This window comes from Sporanaerobacter acetigenes DSM 13106, assembly GCF_900130025.1.
In the GTDB taxonomy this organism is placed as follows: Bacteria; Bacillota; Clostridia; order Tissierellales; family Sporanaerobacteraceae; genus Sporanaerobacter; species Sporanaerobacter acetigenes.
In genome coordinates this window covers 1-22,569 of the sequence record NZ_FQXR01000004.1, presented here as the reverse complement: position 1 = coordinate 22,569, position 22,569 = coordinate 1, and the positions used below count along the sequence as shown (strand labels likewise).

22 protein-coding genes are annotated in these 22,569 nt (G+C 33.1%); all 22 read left to right on the top strand.

The annotated features are described in order from the left end of the window. Positions 1–6 precede the first annotated feature (6 nt). A complete protein-coding gene (locus BUA21_RS04180) occupies positions 7–1,347 on the top strand; it encodes a C1 family peptidase (RefSeq protein WP_072743483.1) in 1,341 nt (446 codons plus the stop codon). Positions 1,348–1,576: 229 nt separating this feature from the next. Continuing rightward, positions 1,577–2,578, top strand: coding sequence for a LacI family DNA-binding transcriptional regulator (locus tag BUA21_RS04175; RefSeq protein ID WP_072743481.1), 1,002 nt, complete (start codon positions 1,577–1,579; stop codon positions 2,576–2,578). Positions 2,579–2,606: 28 nt separating this feature from the next. Further along, positions 2,607–3,734 carry a BMP family ABC transporter substrate-binding protein gene (locus tag BUA21_RS04170; RefSeq protein WP_072743479.1) on the top strand — a complete coding sequence of 376 codons (1,128 nt, stop codon included), beginning with the start codon at positions 2,607–2,609 and terminating at the stop codon, positions 3,732–3,734. Positions 3,735–3,829: 95 nt separating this feature from the next. Beyond that, a complete protein-coding gene (locus BUA21_RS04165; protein WP_143147127.1) occupies positions 3,830–5,377 on the top strand; it encodes an ABC transporter ATP-binding protein in 1,548 nt (515 codons plus the stop codon). Next, complete coding sequence (locus tag BUA21_RS04160; protein ID WP_072743475.1) at positions 5,370–6,419, top strand: ABC transporter permease; 1,050 nt, start codon at positions 5,370–5,372, stop codon at positions 6,417–6,419. Before BUA21_RS04165 ends, BUA21_RS04160 begins: the two co-directional genes overlap by 8 nt. Continuing rightward, on the top strand, positions 6,412–7,335 hold the full coding sequence (locus BUA21_RS04155) for an ABC transporter permease (protein ID WP_072743474.1): 924 nt from the start codon (positions 6,412–6,414) through the stop codon (positions 7,333–7,335). Before BUA21_RS04160 ends, BUA21_RS04155 begins: the two co-directional genes overlap by 8 nt. A gap of 2 nt (positions 7,336–7,337) precedes the next feature. Continuing rightward, a complete protein-coding gene (locus BUA21_RS04150; protein WP_072743473.1) occupies positions 7,338–8,285 on the top strand; it encodes a nucleoside hydrolase in 948 nt (315 codons plus the stop codon). Further along, positions 8,282–9,664, top strand: coding sequence for an ADP-ribosylglycohydrolase family protein (locus BUA21_RS04145; protein WP_072743472.1), 1,383 nt, complete (start codon positions 8,282–8,284; stop codon positions 9,662–9,664). The genes BUA21_RS04150 and BUA21_RS04145 overlap by 4 nt, the downstream gene beginning before the upstream one ends. Positions 9,665–9,676: 12 nt before the next feature. Further along, positions 9,677–10,615: a ribokinase gene (gene rbsK, locus BUA21_RS04140; RefSeq protein ID WP_084604142.1), complete on the top strand. Its 939-nt coding sequence runs from the start codon at positions 9,677–9,679 to the stop codon at positions 10,613–10,615. A gap of 142 nt (positions 10,616–10,757) precedes the next feature. Then, positions 10,758–11,486, top strand: a complete 729-nt coding sequence (locus BUA21_RS04135) for a GntR family transcriptional regulator (RefSeq protein ID WP_072743470.1) — start codon at positions 10,758–10,760, stop codon at positions 11,484–11,486. 68 nt (positions 11,487–11,554) lie between these two features. Next, positions 11,555–12,724 carry an SIS domain-containing protein gene (locus BUA21_RS04130; RefSeq protein ID WP_072743469.1) on the top strand — a complete coding sequence of 390 codons (1,170 nt, stop codon included), beginning with the start codon at positions 11,555–11,557 and terminating at the stop codon, positions 12,722–12,724. Between the two features lie 71 nt (positions 12,725–12,795). Further along, positions 12,796–13,530, top strand: a complete 735-nt coding sequence (locus BUA21_RS04125) for a sugar isomerase domain-containing protein (RefSeq protein ID WP_158281621.1) — start codon at positions 12,796–12,798, stop codon at positions 13,528–13,530. A 107-nt stretch (positions 13,531–13,637) separates the two neighbouring features. Continuing rightward, positions 13,638–13,913, top strand: coding sequence for a PTS sugar transporter subunit IIB (locus tag BUA21_RS04120; RefSeq protein ID WP_072743467.1), 276 nt, complete (start codon positions 13,638–13,640; stop codon positions 13,911–13,913). 18 nt (positions 13,914–13,931) lie between these two features. Further along, positions 13,932–15,281 (top strand): PTS ascorbate transporter subunit IIC, encoded by a 1,350-nt coding sequence (locus BUA21_RS04115; RefSeq protein ID WP_072743466.1) that lies wholly within the window; start codon positions 13,932–13,934, stop codon positions 15,279–15,281. A gap of 146 nt (positions 15,282–15,427) precedes the next feature. Further along, positions 15,428–15,892: a PTS sugar transporter subunit IIA gene (locus tag BUA21_RS04110; protein WP_072743465.1), complete on the top strand. Its 465-nt coding sequence runs from the start codon at positions 15,428–15,430 to the stop codon at positions 15,890–15,892. Between the two features lie 5 nt (positions 15,893–15,897). Then, the gene (gene fba, locus BUA21_RS04105; protein ID WP_072743464.1) at positions 15,898–16,752 is read left to right on the top strand and encodes a class II fructose-1,6-bisphosphate aldolase; all 855 of its coding nucleotides are present in this window, start codon (positions 15,898–15,900) and stop codon (positions 16,750–16,752) included. 30 nt (positions 16,753–16,782) lie between these two features. Next, complete coding sequence (gene pfkB / locus BUA21_RS04100; RefSeq protein WP_072743463.1) at positions 16,783–17,715, top strand: 1-phosphofructokinase; 933 nt, start codon at positions 16,783–16,785, stop codon at positions 17,713–17,715. Between the two features lie 131 nt (positions 17,716–17,846). Beyond that, on the top strand, positions 17,847–18,500 hold the full coding sequence (locus tag BUA21_RS04095) for an MtnX-like HAD-IB family phosphatase (protein WP_072743462.1): 654 nt from the start codon (positions 17,847–17,849) through the stop codon (positions 18,498–18,500). Positions 18,501–18,514: 14 nt separating this feature from the next. Further along, the gene (gene nagA, locus BUA21_RS04090; protein ID WP_072743461.1) at positions 18,515–19,645 is read left to right on the top strand and encodes an N-acetylglucosamine-6-phosphate deacetylase; all 1,131 of its coding nucleotides are present in this window, start codon (positions 18,515–18,517) and stop codon (positions 19,643–19,645) included. 154 nt (positions 19,646–19,799) lie between these two features. Beyond that, on the top strand, positions 19,800–19,967 hold the full coding sequence (locus BUA21_RS14665) for a hypothetical protein (RefSeq protein ID WP_159429087.1): 168 nt from the start codon (positions 19,800–19,802) through the stop codon (positions 19,965–19,967). A gap of 22 nt (positions 19,968–19,989) precedes the next feature. Further along, complete coding sequence (locus tag BUA21_RS04085) at positions 19,990–20,361, top strand: Na-translocating system protein MpsC family protein (protein ID WP_072743460.1); 372 nt, start codon at positions 19,990–19,992, stop codon at positions 20,359–20,361. Positions 20,362–20,527: 166 nt separating this feature from the next. Next, the coding region (locus BUA21_RS04080) for an S-layer homology domain-containing protein (RefSeq protein ID WP_072743459.1) at positions 20,528–22,569 on the top strand (2,042 nt) is incomplete at its 3' end.

Sequence of the window (22,569 nt, the reverse complement as noted above, 5' to 3'; positions counted from 1 at the left end):
TATTTTATGAATGAAAAAGCAGTAACAAATGAACTTATTGAAAGATGTTCAAGGTATTATAATTCAGATTTAAATAACAAGGTATATTCAGATGCTGTCATAAGAAATGGTCTTGTTGATGTGGCACTAAATCATGAAGCTGTTGCAGATATGCATTATCATTTTTCAGAAGAAATAGATGTAGGAGATGTGACAAATCAAAAGAAAACAGGAAGATGCTGGATGTTTGCTGCTTTGAACTGTGTGAGACATGGTATTTCTGAAAGCTTACAGATGAAAGATAAAAACTTTGAGCTTTCTCAAAATTATACATTTTTCTGGGACAAGCTAGAAAAGTCAAATTTATTTTTAGAAAACATAATATCTACTATTGACAAGGATATAGATGATCATGAAGTAATTGGACTTTTAAATTCTCCCGTAGAAGAAGGAGGAAGATGGGGATTATTTGCGAAACTTATAGAAAAGTATGGAGTAGTTCCTAAATATGCAATGCCAGATTCAAAAACTTCAGAAGATTCAAAAGTATTAAATCAAATATTGAATGAAAAGATGAGAGAATATGCCAAAGTATTGAGAAAAATGTACAGAGAAAACAAATCTATTGAAATTATAAGAGATAAAAAAGAAGAAATGCTAATAGACATTTACAATATTTTATGTCATTTTCTTGGAGAACCACCAAAGACTTTTGATTTTGAATATAGGGATGTAAATGGAGATTTTCACAGAGAAAAAGATATAACTCCATTGGACTTTTACAATAAATATTCCACAGTAAAACCAAAGGACTATATAGTACTTGTGAATTATCCAGCAGAAGATAAACCTTTTGGGAAAACCTATTCTATAAAATATCATGGCAATGTAGTAGATGATGAGCCAATTAAGTATCTAAATGTTGATATAAATACTTTAAAAGAATTGGCTATAGCTCAAATCAAGGGCGGAGAGCAGGTTTCCTTCGGCTGTGATGTAGGAAAGATGTCTCATAGAGAATTTGGAATAATGGACATGAATTTGTTTAATTATGAAACTGTTTTAAATACTAAATTTGATATGAATAAAGAAGAAAGACTTATGTACAGAGCTAGCGGCTCATCCCATGTAATGACTTTTACTGGAGTCAATCTTGTAAATGGCAAGCCAAATAGATGGAAAGTTCAAAATAGCTGGGGAGAAGCAGCAGGAAACAAAGGCTTCTATATAATGAGTGATGAGTGGTTTGATGAATATGTTTTAAGAGTGGCTATCAATAAAAAATATGTATCTGAAGAAATATTGAGAGCTTACGAACAAGAACCAATAATATTAGATCCTTGGAACACATTAGGCCCAGTATTCTGATACAGCAGGGACGGTTCTCGCTGTCGCAAAGTCCGCCTTACAGGTAGAAATATCCATGAGGTGGACTTTTTTCTTCTTTATCTACATCCCCAAAGGTGGCAAACAAAATGTCTCCTTGCCACCTTTTGGACTTGACAATGGAGAGATGAAGAAGTAGAATATTAGCATAGTTATGTAACCGTTTACATAAGCAAATGTGTAACCGCTTACATAAAACGGGGGTGTTCATGTGTCTACTATAAAAGATGTGGCTAATTTGGCTAATGTTTCTGTTGCAACAGTTTCTAGGGTCATGAATAGTAGTGACTATGTGAGTGAAGAGACTAGAGCAAAAGTTTTAAATGCAATAGAAGAATTAAAGTATAAGCCAAGTAGCGCAGCCAGGGTATTGGCAGGAAAGAAAATGATGTCTATAGCACTAGTTGTTCCAGATATATCAAATCCCTTTTTTTCAGAATTGGCTAGAGCAGTAGAGGATGTAGCACAAAAAAATGGATTTAGTTTATTTATTGGGAATTTTTACAACAAAAATACGAGAGAAAAAGATTACATAAAGTCGATGAGCAACAAGTATATAGATGGATTTATTTTTGCTTCAAGTACTTTAACCGAAGAAGATATAGATACTTTAATAAAAAAGGAAATACCAATGGTAGTTATGGATAGAGCTGCAACTATTGGAGGATGTACTGTCATAAAGTGTAAGAATTATGATGGGGCTTGTATTGCTACAAATCATTTGATTCAATTGGGTTGTAGAGAAATAGCACATATATCTGGCCCTGGTGAGTTTGTTACATCTATGGAAAGATTGAAGGGGTTTGAAGATACACTAAAGAGTCACGGCTTATATAATCCAAGCTTAATTTCACATGGAGATTTCACCATTGATGGAGGTAGACAAGCCATGAGATCTCTTTTGAACACACATCCCAATATAGATGGAGTATTTGCTGCCAATGATTTAATGGCTATTGGTGCTATGAAGGAACTAAAGGCTATGGGAAAGGAGGTCCCAAGAGACGTTTCTGTTTGTGGATTTGATGGAGTTCAAATTGGGGATATAGTTGAACCTGGACTTACTACTATTGCCCAACCAATTTATGAATTGGGTTCTCTTGCATCTCAAACTATTATAGATGCCACAATGGGAAAACTCAATTCAAAAGATACTTATGAGCTCGACATAAAGTTAGTTGAAAGAGGCTCAACAGGTAAAATGAGAGTCTAAATAATACTTAATAGGAGGAATAAATAAAATGAAAAGATTTATGAGTTTACTTTTAGCATTTGTTTTAGTATTTGCAGTATTTGTAACAGGTTGTTCAAATAATGAAAAAAATGATTCTGGCAAAGATGTAGAAAAACAAGAAGAAAAGAGTAGTGATTTAAAGGTAGTTTTACTTATCCCCGGGAACCTTGGAGATAAATCATTTTTTGATGCTGCAAATCATGGAATGGAATTGGTAAAAGAAGAATTGGGAGCAGAAACAAAAGTAATTGAAATGGGAACTGACAAGACAAAATGGGAACCAACTCTAATTGATGTATCAGAACAAGATTGGGATTTGATAATCAGTGGAACTTGGGAAATATCAGAATCATTGAATGATATAGCAAAGGAATATCCAGATAAAAAATATATCAACTTTGATACTTCAGTAGATGAAACACCTGAAAATGTATATTCTATGTTTTATAAAACAAATGAAGTATCTTTCTTGGCAGGTGCAGTTGCTGGTTTAGTGACAAAATCTGATATGGAACTTGCAAATGAAGATAATGTAATTGGATTTTTGGGAGGTATGGACAACCCTGGTATCAATGACTTCCTTGTAGGTTATATTCAAGGAGCACAATATGTGAATCCAGATGTAAAGGTTGCTGTATCTTATGTGGGAGATTTTGTTAACCCAGCTAAAGGAAAAGAAATGGCTATGGCTCAATACAATTCTGGTGTAGATGTTGGATTTAACGTAGCAGGTCAAAGTGGATTGGGACAATTGGATGCTGCAAAGGAAAAAGGCAAATATGCTATAGGAGTAGATTCAGATCAAGCTATGCTTTTCAAGGATACAGATACAGAAAAAGCAGAACATATTATAACATCAGCTGTTAAAAACATAGATTCAGCTATTTTGAGAGCAGTTAAGAAATATCAAGAAGATACTTTGCCTTTTGGAACTTATGAAGTACTTGGTCTAAAAGAAGATGGTATTGGACTAGCTAAAAATGAATTCTATGAAAAATTAATGACAGACGATATGAAAAAACAAATTGAAGAAATAGAAGAGAAACTTTCAAAAGGAGAAATTGAAGTCAATACAGCCTTTGGATTGAGTACAGAGGAAATAAATGAAATAAGGGAATCTGTAAAACCCCAATAATAAAATCCAAAAGAATTAAATAAAAATGGATTTCCTCTCTATATGCAGAGGTAATCCATTTTTTTCAAATAATAATAGATGTGAGGATGGTATCTATGACTGATTTGTTAGAGATGAAAGGTATCACAAAGGTATATGACAATGGTGTAATTGCCAATGAAGATATAAATTTTTCATTGAGAAAAGGAGAAATACATGCTCTTGTAGGAGAAAATGGAGCAGGAAAATCCACTCTTATGAAGATACTATTTGGCATGGAAAAGCCAACAAAGGGGCAGATTTTGCTAAATGGAAGTGAAATTCAGATGTCATCTTCAAATGATGCAATCAAGTATGGAATTGGAATGGTCCATCAGCATTTTATGCTTGTATCTTCTTTTTCTATTGCTGAAAACATAGTATTAGGGATGGAGCCAAAGAAGCGTGTGTTTATAGATTTTGATGAAGCAGTGAATATCACCAAAGCCCTTTCTGAAAAATATAATTTGATGGTTGAACCTTATGAAAAGGTTGACAATTTATCTGTAGGTATGAAGCAAAAGGTAGAAATACTTAAGGCGTTATATAGAGGGGCAGAAATACTTATATTGGACGAGCCAACAGCTGTTTTGACTCCTCAAGAGACGAAAGAATTGTTTGAGCAATTGAAATATTTAAAAGATCAAGGACATACTATAGTATTTATTTCCCATAAGCTTAAAGAAGTTAAAGAAATAAGTGAGCGTATAACTATTATGAAAAAAGGGAAAACCGTTGGAACTTATAAGACAAGTGATGTGACAGAAGAAGAAATATCAAAGCTCATGGTAGGGTATCAGGTATCCTCTAGCTATGACAAAAAAGATCATTCTTTTGATTCCTCGGTACTTAAAGTTCAAGATTTAAACTATACTAATGAAATTGGAAAGAAAGTCTTAAAGAATGTAAGTTTTTCAGTACGAGCTGGCGAAATATTGGGAATTGCAGGTGTAGAAGGAAATGGGCAACGTGAACTCGTTGAAATAATTGCAGGCAAGAGAGAAAGTCAAAATTCTGTAAAATTAAATGGAAAAGATATAGAAAATATGTCAATAAAGGAAATCAGAGATCTGGGTCTTTGCTATATTCCAGAAGATAGAATGACTACTGGTACAGCAGTGGATGGCTCTATCAAGGACAATATAATATCCAGTCAATATGACAACAAAAGTTTTAACAACAAATTGTTTATGGATAACAAAAAAATTGATTCTCTATCTGATAAATTGATAGAAGAATTTGATATAAAGTGTTCAGGAAATTTGCAAAAGATAAGGATGCTTTCTGGGGGTAATATGCAGAAGGTAGTAGTAGCAAGGGAATGCTTTACAAATCCTGTCTTTTTAATAGCAGACCAGCCTACTAGAGGTGTGGATATAGGAGCTGCTAAGTTTATAAAGGAGAAATTGGTTGAACTTAGAAACCAAGGTACTGGTGTCCTTCTAGTTTCTGCAGATTTAAATGAAGTAATGGAATTGAGCGATAGTTTACTCGTAATGTATGAAGGGGAGATAGTTGCTTACTTTGAAGATGTATCTTCAATTACAGAAGAAGAACTGGGACTTTATATGTTGGGAGTAAAACGCCATGAAGAAGAAAGGATAAGGAGGGCTACTCATGAATAAGGAAACGGCATTTGAAATATTGAGAAGTATTGTTGCAGTTTTTATAGCATTGATCTTGGGCTTTGTCATCATCCTTTTTATAAGTGATGAGCCTATTGATACTATATATAGCTTTATATTTGGACCACTCCAATCTTTCAGACATATTGGAAATGTAATTGAAATGGCTATTCCTCTAATTTTTGCAGGATTAGCTGCTTCTGTAGTGTTTCAGGCCAATCTATTTAATTTGGGAGCTGAAGGAATATTTTATTTCAGTGGAGTAATGGCTGCTATTGTGGGAGTGTTTTTTACTTTGCCTAAGGGTATTCATCCTTTTGTAGCCATACTCATAGCTGGAGTAGTTGGAGGGCTAATCAACTTTGTTCCTGGATATTTAAAGGCTAAATGGAATGCAAGTGAATTGGTGACTTCTTTGATGTTCAACAATATACTTTTTGGTATTGGACTTTATATAGTGAATTATTTTTTGAGGGATCCTTTTGCCCTTGCAACAGTTTCATATAAATTCAAACCAACAGCTAAACTTAGTGTTCTAATACCAGGAACAAGAATACATTCAGGAATTATATTAGTCATATTTGCAGTAATATTTACTTATTACTTTTTGTATAAGACCAAATGGGGATATGCCTTGAGAATGACAGGACTTAATAGAAATTTTGCAGATTATTCAGGAATAGACAGCTTTAAGGTAATTATCTATTCTCATGTCATAGCAGGAGTGTTGGCAGGTATCGGTGGAGGTACTGAAATATTGGGGATGTACAATAGATTTCAGTGGCAGTCTTTGCCTGGATATGGATTTGATGGGACTCTTGTGGCTATGCTTGCGAGGAACAATCCCATAGGAGTAGTAGGAGCAGCTCTTTTCCTTGCCTATATTCGTACAGGAGCAGATATGATGGCCAGAATGACAGATGTGCCTTCAGAAATGGTTGCTATAATACAAGCAATTATAATATTGCTTATTTCTGCAGAAAGATTTTTGAAGCCTTTAAAACAAAAGATGATTTTAAAGGAGGCCAAAAAATATGTTTAATTTGCTAAAAGCTATTTTTTCACCAGAGTTTGGATACGCAATTTTGCGTGTAACTACTCCAATACTATTTGCTGCATTGGGAGCATTGGTTTCAGATAGAGCTGGTATTGCCAATATTGGATTGGAAGGTATAATGCTCATGGCAGCATTGACGGGAGTTATAGGGAGTGCATTTACAGGCAGTGCATGGTTAGGACTTCTTTTTGCCATAATTACAGGGCTTATCATCACTGGGATACTTGCATATTTCACATTGTATTTTAAAACCCATATTATACTTGGAGGTATAGCTGTAAACTTGTTTGCAGATGGAGGCTCAATATTTATATTGTACCTACTTACTCATGACAAAGGTACTAGTGCTTCTCTTCCAAGCAAAGTTTTGCCATCAATAAATATACCAATCATCAAAGATATACCTGTAGTGGGAGAGATTTTGTCTGGACACAATGTTTTGACATATATATCAATTCTTTGTGTAATATTGGTTTATATAATGTTTAAAAAGACTTCTCTTGGACTTAGAATCAAAGCTGTTGGAGAAAATCCTGATGCAGCAGATTCAGTAGGTATAAGTGTCAACAAAACTAGAACTATAGCACTTCTTTTGAGTGGAGTGTTTGCAAGTCTTGGTGGAGCATATATGTCTATGGGATATGTTTCATGGTTTTCTAGAAACATGACAGCAGGTAGAGGATGGATTGCCTTGGCAGCAGAAGCTATGGGCAGAGGAACTACTATGGGAACATTTTTCACATCTTTGTTGTTTGGAGTGGCAGATGCCCTTTCAAATATTTTGAGTTCTTATAGCATACCAGCTGAATTTGTTCAAATAATACCTTATGTAGCAACAGTTGTGGGACTTATAGTATATGCATCAGAAGAAAATAGAAAGAATAAAAAAGTGAGGGATTAGCTATGAGAAATATTTTAATTGACTGCGATCCAGGACATGACGATGCAATAGCTATATTGCTAGCATTGGGAAACAAGGAAAAGCTAAATATAAAGGGAATCACTACTGTAGCAGGAAATCAAACAGTAGATAAAGTGACTAACAATGCTTTAAAGATATTGGAATTTATAGGAGAAGATATTCCTGTAGCTGTGGGGGCTACTAAACCTGTTTTTAATTCACTTTTTACAGGGGCAGAATCTCATGGCTCATCAGGAATGGATGGTCCAGAATTGATGGAGCCTAAAATTAAGCCTATAGATAAAAATGCCATAGAGTTTATGAGAGAAGTGGTATCAAGTTCAGATGAACCTGTGACATTAGTTGCCTTGGGGCCTCTCACAAATATTGGGTTATTTCTTCTAACTTATCCTGAACTAAAGGAAAAAATAGAGATGATTTCTTTGATGGGTGGAGCCTATGAAGGCGGAAATGTGACTTCTTGTGCGGAATTTAATATATATGTAGATCCAGAAGCAGCAAAGATGGTCTTTAATTCTGGCGTGCCTATAGTTATGAGTGGACTAGATATTGCAAGGGAAATTCAAATATTTGATTATGAAATAGAGAAACTTAAAGATGAAGGAAAGGTATCAAATTTAGTTAGAGAGCTATTGGAGTTTTATTCTATAGCTAGCAAGAGATTTGGATTTGAAGGAAGTCCTTTGTATGATGTTTCTTCTGTAGCTTATTTGCTAAATCCAGAAATATTCACTTTAAAACATTGCAAGGTAGATGTAGAAACCAAAGGAGAATTGACAAGAGGAATGACAGTAGTAGATATAAAAGCTAAAGAAGAAGAAAAAAATGCTTATGTAATGTTTGATGCAAATAGAGAAGTTTTTTCAAATATGATATTTGAAAGTTTAAAGGTTCTTGATAAAAGAGTGGGGAAAGGAGACATTTCATGAAAGCTTGGGAAATTGCAAAAGATGTGTATGAAAGTGCCAATGCAAAACTTGTAGATGACAGTGAAAGCACTTGGACTATGGATGATATGCAAAATCATGATTTCAACAAATTGAAAATTATCTGGAGAAGTGTGGCTCCTGGTTCTGGTGCCCCTTCAAGCCTTATAGCTGGAGCAGTACAATCAGTAGAAAATATGGGTATGAATGTAGAAAAGGCTGAAAAATTGCTTCAAGAAGGATATAAGGCCTATGACAGAGATGATATAATGGAACTTTTCAAGATAAGCTCAAAGATTTTTTATGAATTGTCCCATGGAGAAAAAGATGCGAAATCGGATTATTGGTCATATAAAATATATAATAGTTGGGATGAATTTGAAAAAAGTGCAAATTTCCCTGAAAAAAAGATGGTAGATATAGATAGTTTGGATTTTAGGGAAAAAGTTTTATATGGATGGCTAGGTCAAATTTGTGGTGGAGCTTTTGGGACTGCCTTGGAAGGTTATTCTGGAAAGGCCATCAAAGAAGCCTTTGGATATGTGGATTTTTACTTAAAGCCACCTTGTACTTACAATGATGATATTACTTATGAATTGGTCTTTTTAAAGACGCTTCTTGATGAAGGAAAAGGAATAAATTCTAAAGCTATAGCAGAAAATTGGGTAGCTATGATACCTTTTGGCTGGTCTGCTGAAGATATTGCCATGAAGAATTTGATGCTTGGAATTTACCCTCCCGAAAGTGGATTTTCAAACAATCCCTATAGGGAATGGATAGGTGCCCAAATGAGGGGAGCTGTATGTGGAATGGTAGCTCCAGGAGATGTATATACTGCTGCAAAACTTGCTTGGATAGATGGAGAAGTATCTCATCACAACAATGGAATTATAGGAGAGGTATTCAATAGCATACTTACATCTTTAGCTTTTGTAGAGGATGATATAAAGAACATATTGGAAAAAGCCATAGCTATTCTTCCAGAGGATAGTCAATATTATTATGTAGTTAATTTTGCCCTATCTCAGTGCAAGAAGTATGACGATTGGGAAAAAGTTTTGGAAATTTGTTTGGAAGAATTCAAAGAGTATAATTTAACTCATGCTTATCCCAATGCGGCTATTGAAGTAGTTGCTTTGTGGTTTGGAGAAGGAAATTTTGACAAAACCATGCTCATTGGGGCAAGGGCAGGATTGGATGTAGATTGCAATACTGCTCAAATAGGAAATATAGTAGGAGTACTCAATGGCAAAAATGGAATTGGGGGAAAGTGGATAAACCCTATAGGCAAAGATATTAAAACCTATGTCAGAGGACTCGAAGAACTGAGTATTGATGAAATTGTAGAATGGACTGTTAAATGTAATAGAATTTTGAATTGATGGGGTGTTTTGATGAAGATAGTAGTTGTAGGAAGCATCAATGTAGATTATAATTTTTTGGTTAAAGAACTTCCCAAAGAGGGAGAAACTATCATGGCAAAGGATTTGCTCCTAGTTCCTGGAGGAAAAGGTGCCAATCAAGCAGTAGCTGCCCGAAAATTGGGAGGAGATGTGTTTTTCATTGGCGCTGTTGGGAATGATTCCATAGGAAAAGAAATGAAAGAAAATCTTTTAGAAAATGAAATTAGTTCGGATGGAATAGTTGAAGTAGAAGGAAACACAGGAATGGCCTCTATCAATATAAGCGATTCCAAAGAAAATTCTATCATAGTATATCCTGGAGCAAATCAAAAACTTTCTAAAGAGCATATAAAGAAATTCGAAGAAAAAATTAAAGAATCAGAAGTGGTATTGATTCAGTTGGAAATACCTATGGATACAGTTGTAGAAACTATAGTCCTTGCAAAAAAATATAACAAAAGAGTAATATTAAATCCAGCACCAGCAAGACAAATACCAGAGGAAATATTTAAATATATCCATATAATCACTCCCAATGAGACAGAACTTGAAACTCTCACAGGGACCAAGGATATAGAAAAAGGTTCAGAAATACTTTTAAGAAAAGGTGTTGACAAGGTCATTATCACTTTGGGTTCAAAAGGTTGTCTATATGTAGATAAAAATGAGAAAAGGTACTTCGAAAGTTTCACAGTAGATAGTTCAGATCCTACAGCAGCAGGAGATACCTTCAATGGAGCCATAGCTGTAAAAATAGATCATAGCTTAGAAAAAATGATTGAATTTGCTAGCGGAGCAGCAGCCTTAGCAACCACAAAAATTGGAGCTCAAAACTCCATCCCATCCCAAAAAGAAGTCGAATCCTTTTTGCTACAGCAGGGACAGCAGTCTCACTGTCGCAAAAATCAAAAACGAACAGATAGAGCATAGCTATCTGTTCATTTTTTTGCAAAAAGGTGGCAAACAAAATGTCCCATATTTTTTATTCTTAAATTATTGACAATTCTTATGAGATAGTATATTATAATATGTGGTACGGACCAATTAAACAATATAATATAAAGGTGAGAAAATGAGAGGAATAGATAAAACGAGTAGAATCCCATTATATTGTCAACTAATGGACATAGTTATAGCTATGATAGAGGAAGGAAATTTACATGAAGATGATCAGTTGCCATCAGAAAGAGAACTATGTGAAAGGTATGATATAAGTAGATCTACTGTAAGGCAAGCCATACAAGAACTAGAAAAAGAAGGATATATATATAGAGTACATGGAAAGGGTACTTTTGTTTCTCGGGAAAGGTTCAAGCAAGATTTGTTAAAATTTTATAGTTTCACAGAGGAAATGAAAAAAAGTGGCAAAACTCCTAGTTCAAAAGTTTTAGATTTTAAAATAGGAGAGTGCAATGAGGAATTAGCACGAAAAATGGACTTAAATGTTGGAGATAAAATATATATATTTACAAGATTGAGACTTGCTGACAATCAACCTATGATGGTAGAAACCAGTCATGTACCTTGCCATAGATTCCCTAATTTATCGAGAAGCGAACTGGAAAAACATGCCATGTATGATGTGTTTACAAAAAAGTATGATGTTAAGTTTACTTGTGCCGAAGAAAATTTTCAACCTGTATTAACTAGAGAAGATGAGGCCAAATTACTGAATTATTCTAAAAAATTGCCTAGTATGTTGATAGAAAGAATAACTTATGAAAATGGAACTATAATTGAGTATACTAAGGGAATTGCAAGGGGAGATAGATTCAAGTATCATGTAGTATTAAAAAAGTAATTTTTCGGCAAACTGGTAATGACAGGATGACGACATTATGAGATATAATGAAATGGAGTGTGATATTAATGTTTGGATTTGATAAGGAAATGTGGGAAAAATTAAATGGGCTCAATACTGCTACAGAAATATATCAACAACCAGAGTTGTGGTTAGAAACTTTGAAGATAATTGAGTCTAACAAGAACATAATAGATAGTTTTATGAAAGACAGAATAAAGAAAGAAAAAATCAGAGTTATTTTTACTGGAGCTGGCACTTCAGCTTATATAGGAGATATAATAGTTCCTTATTTAAATAGAGGAGAGAAATTTATTTATGAGGCTATTTCTACAACGGATATAGTTGTTAATCCTCAACTATACTTGAAAAAAGATATTCCAACTATAATGGTATCCTTTGCTCGATCTGGGAATAGTCCTGAAAGTGTTGCAACTTATAATTTAGCAAATGATTTAATAGATGATATTAGCCATATATTCATAACATGTAATGCTGAAGGGGAATTGGCGAAAATATCCAAAAACAAGGAAAACGTATTGTTGCTTTTAATGCCAGATAAGTCAAACGATAAAGGGTTTGCTATGACTAGCAGTTTTTCGTGTATGGCTCTTGCAGCATCACTTGTTTTTGATATATCAAACTTTGAAAATAATAAAAAAGAAGCAATTGAAATGATTGATATTGGTAGAAATATCTTAGAACATGGTCATGAAGAACTTAAAAAATTATTGGATTGTGATTTTGAGAGAGTTGTATATTTAGGCTCGGGAAGTTTCTATGGACTTTCAAAGGAAAGTGCATTAAAAATTTTAGAACTGACTCGAGGTAAAATTATTTCTCATAAAGAAACGGTATTAGGTTTTAGACATGGCCCTAAATCTATAGTTAATGACAATACATTAATATTTATATATGTTTCTGAAGATGAATATTCTAAAAAGTATGATTTAGATTTATTAAACGAAATCTATAGAGATACAGGAAAACATAAAGTTGTAGCAATTTCAAAGGAATTTTGCAGCAGTGTTGAAGAAGTATCAGATTATCAGATGTTTTTGAGTGAAAATGCTAATAATATTCATTGTGAAGTATTTTTATCTTTACTTTATGTGTTATATGCTCAAATCTTTGCTTTGCTATCTTCAGTAAAGAATAATGTGGAACCTGATAATCCAAATCCAAGTGGATTAGTCAATAGGGTGGTTAAAGGAGTAAATATATATAAATATAAATAAACATATGATTTAAATAATTTATTTAGGAAAGTTGCAACTTGATTTTAAACTATTATATGAGGAGGATGGTTATGAAATATCTAGAATATTATTCAACTGTTAAAGAACAATTAGAGACACAATTTGAAGAGGAAAAGGAGAATATTGAGAAAGCAGCTGAGTACTGCTCCAAATCTATCATGAACGATCGATTAATACATGTTTTTGGTTGTGGTCATTCTCAAATGTTTTCAATGGAAGTTTTTTATAGAGCTGGAGGGTTGGTGCAAGTGAATCCATTGCTTATTCCCCATATGGCTTTATATCCGAAAGCAAAATTAAGTACAATACAAGAAAGGGTTGAGGGTTTTACACCTACTTATTTAAATTTGGAAAATGTAGATGAAAAAGATACTATGATTATAGTGTCAATATCTGGGAGAAATGCAGGCGTTGTTGATATGGCATTGGCAGCAAAAGAAAAAGGAATGAAAGTAATAGCATTAACTTCGTTGCAATTTACCAATAGTGTAACATCTCGACATAGTTCTGGAAAGCTGTTAAAAGATGTATCTGATGTTGTAATCGATATTAAATGTGTTAGTGGAGATGCCTGTCTATCAATTGATGGGATGGATCACATGTTTTGCGGAACTTCTACAGTTCTCGGTATGACTGTCATGGAAGCCATTGTTGCTCAAACTGTTGAGAACTGTGTAAAAGAAGGTTATATTCCACCAGTATATGTGAGTTCCAACCTTGACAAAGGAGATGCAATAAATAACGAGTATATAAATAAATATAAAGATAAAATAAGTTGCTTATAAAAATTCAATATATTTAAAAGATACTTGATATTATTTGGGGAAAGGAGGTCCAAGATAATCTATTAACTTGATTTAAATAGAATAATAAATGTAGAGGGGGAAGTAAAATGCTACACATAGTAACAGTATGTGGTTTAGGTGTAGGTTCTAGTTTAATATTAAAAATAACAGTCGATAATGTAATGAAGGAATTGGGGATTAAATGCAATATTGAACATTGGGACATGGGAACAGTAAAAGGAAGAAATGCAGATTTAATTGTAACTACAAGTGGATTTAAAAAGAATTTTGAAGGACAGGACAATGTTATATTTATTGATAATATTGTTGATGAAAAAGAAGTTAAGGATAAGCTATCAGCTTATTTTGAAAAAAATAAATAATATGGAGGGGAAAATAAAATGTTGAGTTTAATACTAGATATTCTAGGTACACCAGCTATGATACTTGGAATTATAGCAATGATTGGACTGATGCTTCAAAAAAAATCAGCTGGACAAGTATTTGCTGGATCTTTAAAAACAGCATTAGGAATGTTGGTATTATCAGCTGGAGCAGGTTTGATTGTTTCGGAAATTTTACCATTTGTTGATTTGTTTACTAAGGTTTTCAATTTATCTGGATTTGCAACCTCATCTGAAGCAGTGGTAGGTGCTATGCAAACATCTGTCCCTATAATAGCTTCTACTAGTGCATTAATTATGGCTATTGGATTTTTAGTAAATGTATTATTAGCAAGGATTACACCTCTAAAATATATCTTTTTAACTGGACATATGATGTGGATTTCGTCGGTAGCACTTTCTTATAGCTTATACGTTGCAAAATTTAGCGAACCTATGATTATAATACTTGGTTCTCTTTTGCAAGGAATAATTCTTACTTTATTGCCTGCTATTGCTCAACCTATGGTTAGGAATATAACTGGAACTAATAGTATAGCAATGGGACATTTAACTACATTAGGTACAACTGCATCTGCACAAGTGGGTAAATTGTTGGGTGATAAATCAAAATCTGCTGAAGATATAAAATTACCTGAATCATTAGACTTTTTCAAAGATACATCTGTGTCAGTTTCACTAGTTATGACAATTTTTTACCTAATAGTTGTAATTGCAGCTGGTCCAAAGGTAGTTTCAGAGTATGCTGGCAATCAAAATTTTATTGTTTTCGGATTATTAAAAGCAATGGGGTTTGCAGCTGGTGTACTTATACTTTTACAAGGTGTACGTATGTTTTTAGGGGAATTGGTTCCTGCTTTTAAAGGTATTGCTGATAGGCTTGTTCCTGGTGCTATACCTGCATTAGATGTTCCGGCATTATTTGGATTTGCTCCTAATTCATTGATGATAGGATTTGTTACAGCAATTGTAGGAATGATAATTGGTATGTTTGTAAGTTCAGCTGTATTTAAAGTTACTCCTTTAGTGTCAATAATTGGTGCATTTTTTACAGGTGGAGTTGCAGGTATAATGGGTAATTCTACTGGGGGCCGAAGAGGTTCAGTGATTTCTGGTTTAACATATGGCTTTTTATTAATCTTTTTGTCAGGTTTTCTCTATACAATATTTGATTTTTCTGCAATAGGTGTTGTTGGAGTAGGTCATGATTGTATAGATATAATGGTATTGATGTTGTTGTTGAAGAATCCGACCATTGGAATACTAGTTATTATTTCAGTATATATATTAGTTAGTTATTTAGAGTTACGTTATCAAAAAAACAAAGAAAAAGCTGCAACTTTATAGTATTTTAGAATTAATATTTAACTTTAGACCCTTGTTTGATTTAAGATTGAACAAGGGCCTAAATGATAATTGTAATATTATATCAATTGGACTATAAAACCAGATTATATTTATGAAATTATGAAATTAACCAAGGAGTGATATTATTGTTATTGGATTTGTTAAATGAAGAAACTATTAAAATTTGTTCTGAAGCTAAAGATTGGAAAGAAGCTGGGAAAATTGCAGGACAGCCATTAATAGATACAGATAAGATTGAGGGCAAATATGTTGATGCTATGATAGAGTCTGTAGAAAAATATGGCCCATATATTGTTATAGCACCTGGAATTGCATTGTTTCATGGTAGACCAGAAGATGGTGTCAAATCTATGTGCATGAGTCTTGCTGTTTTTAAGGAAGGTGTAATTTTCAATGTTGATGACAAGGATCCTGTTAAATTAGTATTTGTATTAGGCGCCTCAGATAATGAGTCTCATTTGAAAGTACTATCTGAAGCTATGATTCTTTTACAAGATAATGATGTAATAGATAGAATAATTTCTTCTGACAAAGTAGATGAAATTGTAGAAATAATAAAGAATAAATTGATGTTTGATAAGGAGAGTTAGATGATATGGATATTATTTCAACAAAAGAAATATTATTAGATGCAAAAAAGAACAGATATGCAGTTCCAGCTTTTAATATACACAATTTAGAAACCATGCAAGCTGTGTTGGAAGGTGCATGTGAAATGAAATCTCCTGTAATAATTGCAGCAACTCCAGGCACTGTAGATTATGCGGGAATGGATTATTTGGTTGCAATGGCAAGGGTAGGTGCAAAAAAGCATAATATTCCAGTTGCTTTGCATTTAGACCATTGCTCCGATATAAATTTTTTAGAAGAATGTATAGGAGCTGGGTTTAAATCTGTTATGATAGATGCTTCACTGAAACAATATGAGGATAATATAAAAGTAACAAGAGATGTAGTAGAGTTTGCTCATAAGCAGGGTGTAACTGTAGAAGCAGAATTAGGCACAGTGGGCGGACAAGAAGATGAAAGAAATGTTGATGCCGCGAAGGCACTATTGACTGTTCCTGACATGGCATTAGATTTTGTAAAGAAAACTAATATAGATTCTCTTGCAATAGCTATTGGTACTGCTCATGGCTTATATAAACTAAAGCCTAAATTGGACTTTGAAAGGCTTGCAAATATTAGAAAGATAATTGATATACCATTGGTACTCCATGGAGCTTCGGGAGTGTCTCCAGAAGACACAAGAAAGGCTATAGAATTAGGTATTTGTAAAGTTAATATAGCTACTGAGTTAAAAATACCATTTGCTGATAGTATAAAGGAATACTTTTTAGAGAATCCAATGGCTAATGATCCACGAAAATATTTAACTCCTGGTAAGAACGCGATAAAACAAGTGGTTATGAATAAAATTGAAATCTGCGGAAGTAAGAATAAAGCATAAATACTCTAATATGAAAGGAGGGGATTAGAATTGATTTTAACTATAACCTTAAACCCTTCTATTGACAGGAGATATTTAGTTGATGGTTTTGAAAAAGGTAAAATATTTAGGGCTAAAGAAGTGCAATACACTCCTGGGGGAAAAGGATTAAATGTGACTAAAGTTATTAAATCTTTTGATGAACCAGTAATGGCTATAGGATTTCTGGGAGGTAAAGGTGGGGAATATATTGAAGATGAGTTAGACAGTAGAAATATAAAACACGACTTTATCGCTATTGATGGGGAAACGAGGAGCTGCCTTTCTATATTATCGGATGATGGAAGTCAAACAGAAATTTTAGAAAATGGACCATATGTATCTGAAAGTGAAAATTTAGCTTTTTATGAACTATATAAAAATAAAATAAAAAACTGTGAAGTAATAAGTGCTTCTGGAAGTTTACCTAAAGGATTAGCAGCTAATACTTATAGAGAATTAATAAAAATTGCTAAAAAGCAGGGTAAAAAATTTATTCTTGATACAAGTGGAGAAGCTTTAAAGCTAGGAATTGAAGCAGCTCCTTTTTTGATAAAGCCAAATAAAGAAGAACTTGAAAATATTATGGGATTTACTATTACTAATGAGAATGATGCAATTCAAGCAGCTAAAAATTTGCTAAATAAGAATGTAGAGATAATAGTGATTTCACTTGGAAGTGAAGGAGCAATGGCTTTTTTTGAGAACTATGCTTATAAGGTGAAGGTTCCAAATATAAAGACTGTAAACCCAGTTGGTTCAGGGGATTCAATGGTAGCTGGATTTGCTGTGTCAATACTTAGAGAATATGATTTTGAAACTGTATTAAGAATTGCAGCTGCTTGCGGTACTGCTAATGCAATGGAGGCAGAGACTGGGAAAATTAGTATGAATAATGTAAAAAAACTCATGGATGAAATAAGGGTAGAAAAGATGAAAATATAACAAACATCACCAATATGTCAAAGTTATTAAAAATGGTATATTGGTGATGTTTTTTAAAAATTATGTTAAAATAAAGTGATTAGGAATTTGTATATTTTGATATATAATTAGTCATTTTAGGAGGCAAAAAATTGAGTACAAAAATATTATGCGATTTTGATGGAACAATAACTACTTTTGACACAAATACAGTGCTGTTTGATACATTTGGAGACAAAAACTATATAAATAAATTGAGAAGGCAGTACTATAGTGGACAAATTGACTTAAAAACTTTAGCTATTCATGAATTCAATCATCTAAAAATCACAGAAGAAACATATTTGAATTATATAAAAAATGATGTGGTACTCCAAAGAGGATTTAAAACTTTTTATGAAAATTTAAAAAAAGCTAATATACCTATAGCCGTAGTAAGTGGTGGTTTTATAAATGGAATAGAAGCATTTTTTAATGAAAATGGAATAGAAGGGATACCCATTTATGCAAATAGACTTATTTTCAATGGTGATGAAATAAAAGTAAAGTTTTACGAAGAAGAAAATATAAAAGAAAACACAGATTCAAAAGTACAATTATATAGAAAATTTAAAAAAGAATATGACAAAGTCATATTTATAGGAGATGGACACACAGATGTACATGTGGCTAAAGAAGCAGATTGCCTATTTGCAAAAGATTATTTAGAAGAGTATTGTATAGAAAATGATATAGAATATCTAAAATGGGAAGATTTTTATGACATAAATGATTATTTATTTCCAAAAGAGGATAAATATATTTAAGGTAGGTGGAGAAAATGAAGGTAATTTTTAATGGCAAGATTATGACAGAAAATGAAATACTTGAGAACAAAGCTATTGTATTTGATGAAAAAATAGTAGATATAATAGATGAAAAAGAACTAGGTAAGTATGAATATGAAGAAAAAATAGATGCAAAGGGAAATTATGTACTGCCAGGATTTATAGATATTCATATACATGGAGCAGGTGGAAAAGATGTAATGGATGGAAGTATTGAAGCATTAGAAACCATAAGTAAGACAATAGCTGCAAAAGGAGTTACAGGATTCTTAGCGACTACTATGACTATGGGGAAAGAGGACATTTTAAAGGCCTTTGATAATGTAAAAGAGGGAATGAAAAAAGGGATGTCTGGAGCAAAAATATTGGGTATTCACATGGAAGGACCTTTCATCAGCAAAGAAAAAATGGGAGCACAAAATCCAAAATATATCATGAAACCAGATTATGAATTAGTTAAAAATTATTTAGACATTATAAAGATTATTACTTTAGCACCAGAAGAAGATGAAAACTATAAATTTATAGAAAAAATAAAGTCAAATTCAGATGTAGTATTGTCCATGGGGCATACTAGTGCTAGTTATGAGCAAGCAATAGAGGCTATAAATAAAGGAATAACCCATGCTACTCATACTTTCAATGCTATGACTTCACTAAACCATAGATCGCCAGGAGTAGTAGGTGCTGTTATGAATAGCGACATTACATGTGAGTTGATTGCAGATTGTATTCACGTTCATCCAGGTGCTTTCAATGTACTCCTAAAAGTTAAAGGCAATGACAAAGTGGTACTTATCACTGATTCTATGAGAGCTGGATGTATGATGGAAGGACTCTATGAATTAGGTGGGCAAGAAGTAATAGTTAAAGATGGGGCAGCGAGGTTGAAAGACGGTGGGTCATTGGCTGGAAGTGTGCTTACTTTAAACATAGCCTTGAAAAACATAGTTGAAAACACTAATCAGGATTTTCCTCAAGCAGTAAAGATGTTATCCTTAAATCCAGCTAAGCTATTGGAATTGGAAAAATCCAAAGGAAGTCTTGCAATTGGGAAAGATGCAGATATAGTCATAATGGATACAGAATACAATGTTGAAAAGACTATAATTGAAGGGAAATAACTATGCGACAAAAGGGACAGTAGTCTCGCTGTCGCAAAAGTCAAAAACGAACAGATAGAGTATAGCTATCTGCTCGTTTTATAATACATCAAAAGCAACGAAACACAAGAAAGTTATCTTTTGTATTTGTTACAAGTGTTAAAAATATTTAAACATGTTTGTAATAAAGAAGGATTTAAAAAAATATATAGAATGTTTCAAAGTAGCTGATAGGCTTTTAGCCCTAGAGAAAATAGTCAATTTAACTTATTGCAATATTCATATTCATACTATTAATGGTATAGCCATAAACAACATATTGAGTTATAATGAAAGAGTATAGGGAAGGGGGGAATGAAAAACTTATGAAAAGGCCTGTTTGTGTTGATAATATCAATGCTAAACGGCATATTGAAGATTCTTTTAAGTCTTTTATGTCAAAGTATTTTAGCAGGGGACCTGGTGTTGTGAAAGGTTATATAATGGAAGATGTAGTTTTAGTGTACTGTGAAGATTTTCTTACAACTCTAGAAAAAAATTTGGCTAAAGATGAAATTGGGCAATGCTATGTTCAAATCATAAGAAAAAAGATATCCGATGAGTATGGAGATTTTCTTGTAGACATGATCGAAACTAGTGTGGGGCGGGATGTGAAAACGTTTTATTTGGATTGTAATGTAGCTAATAATAGTTTATGTTGTGTTTTTATGCTGAATGAGGCTACTGAAGTATGCTAGGAGGCGTCAAAAAATGAATAGTTGGCAGGTGGAAGGAAGCAGTTTTTGCAGCTGGAAACAAGCCACAATTATTTAAGGAAATAATAATTCCTTATATAATTGTGGCTTTTTTATTTGTAGTTTTAATATGAGCTACAGATAGTATAAAAATAAAGGAGGTTTTTTTATGGTTAAGAAATCAGTAAAAAAAATACTCTCAATGCTAATTGTATTTTCTATGATTTTTACAGGTAGCATTGTTTCATTTGCTGGTGGTCTAGATGTAGAGAACCATTGGTCGAAAGAGTATGTAGTATATTTAGCAGAAAAGGGTATACTAGAGGGATATTCAGATGGCACATTTAGGGCAAACAACAATATTACACGAGCAGAGTTTTTCACAATAATCAACAAATTGATGAAATACACAGAAAAGTCTGCAGTTAATTTTTCTGATGTGAAAGAAAAATCGTGGTATTATGATGAAGTAGCAAAGGGAATAAGTGCAGGATATATAACTGCTACTGAAGGTAGTAAATTAGGACCAAATGAAAAAATTACCCGTGAAGAAGTAGCTAAAATCATAGGAATTGCTTTTGGACTAGATGACAAACAATCATCATCTGCCAATGATTTTGCAGATGCAGAGTCCATAAGTAATGATGTAAAAGGTTATGTAAGTATACTGAAGGACAGAGAAATTTTATGTGGATATTCAGACAATACTTTTAGACCTCAAAGTCCAATAACTAAAGGAGAAGCATCTAAGATAATAGTTAATACAAGTGGAGAAATCATAAATGTTTCAGGTGAATACAACAAAAATTATTCAGGGAATGTATTGATAAATACTCCTGATGTAGTACTAAAAACACTTAATATTAAAGGAAATCTTTATTTAACAGAAGGAATTGGAGATGGAGATGTTACTTTAGATAATGTAGCAGTGAATGGAGAAACAGTTATCAAGGGCGGAGGAGAAAATAGTATCAAAATAAAGAATTCCAAACTTGGTCAAGTTGTAGTTGATAAGACTTCAGGTGGAATCAGAGTAGTATTGGAAGGCAATGTAAGCATTCCAAATTTGGTATTGAATAAAGATACAAAGCTAGTCGTAAAAGAAGGAGCAAAAGTTGAAAATATACAAGCAGTAGGAAAAGCAGACATTGAAGTTGAAAAGGGAGCAGAAATAGGAAAAATAGAAGTAAATTCTAAAGATGTAGAAATAAAATCAGAAGGGAAAATTGAAAAGTTAGTAGCCACAGAAGAAGTAAAAGTAAATAACGAGGTAGTGAAAAAAGGTACAGAAACAAAAGTTGAAACTAAACCTTCAACAGACAGTAGTTCATCAGGTAGTATCTCAACAGGAGGAACTTCCACTGGCGGTGGAGGATATATACCAAGTCCAGACCCAACACCAGAAGAACCAAAGCCAACACCAACAGTGAATGTAACAGGAGTAAGTATATGTGATCCAGCTGGTGTTGTAGATAAAAGTACAACTATCATATTGGTATTGGACAAATATGATTCTATACAACTTTATGCTAAAGTTGAGCCATCTAATGCAACCAATAAAAATGTAACTTGGTCAACAAGTAATACTGATATAGCAACAATAGATGCTAATGGCAAAGTAACAGCAAAGGCATCAGGTACAGTAATAATTACAGTAACAACAGTAGACGGGAACAAAATTGCGACTTGTAAAGTGACAGTAAAAGCTAATGCCTCAAAAGAAGAAGTGGAAGCAGCTCTTAAAGCAGTGAACGAAGCTAAAACAGCAGATGAAATGAAGACAGCAATAGAAAAGAACGCAAGAGTATTAGGATTATCAATTGAAGAAAATACTGACTACGGCAAATTGGTACCAGGAAGAGACAGATCAGTAAGTGTAGACCTTGTAGGTAATAGACCAACTGAAGGATACACTTTAGACCAATTGAAGTTAGTATTTGACGAGATAGTAGCAACAAGAGTAGTATTCCAGAACTCAGTAAACATGGTAAATGAAGCAACAGGAGAAAATCCACTTAAAGATGTAACATTTATTACAATGCTAATAAATAATTTAAGCTCTGTAAAGAATTACACAAAGCATTCAGGAATAGAGATATCAACATTGATAAATGACTTGCAAAGTTTAGTTGATAGATACAATGCTTTAGATATTGACAAACAAGCATCAGCACTTAAGCAAGTATCAAGTGCAGATTATCAAAGTTCAAC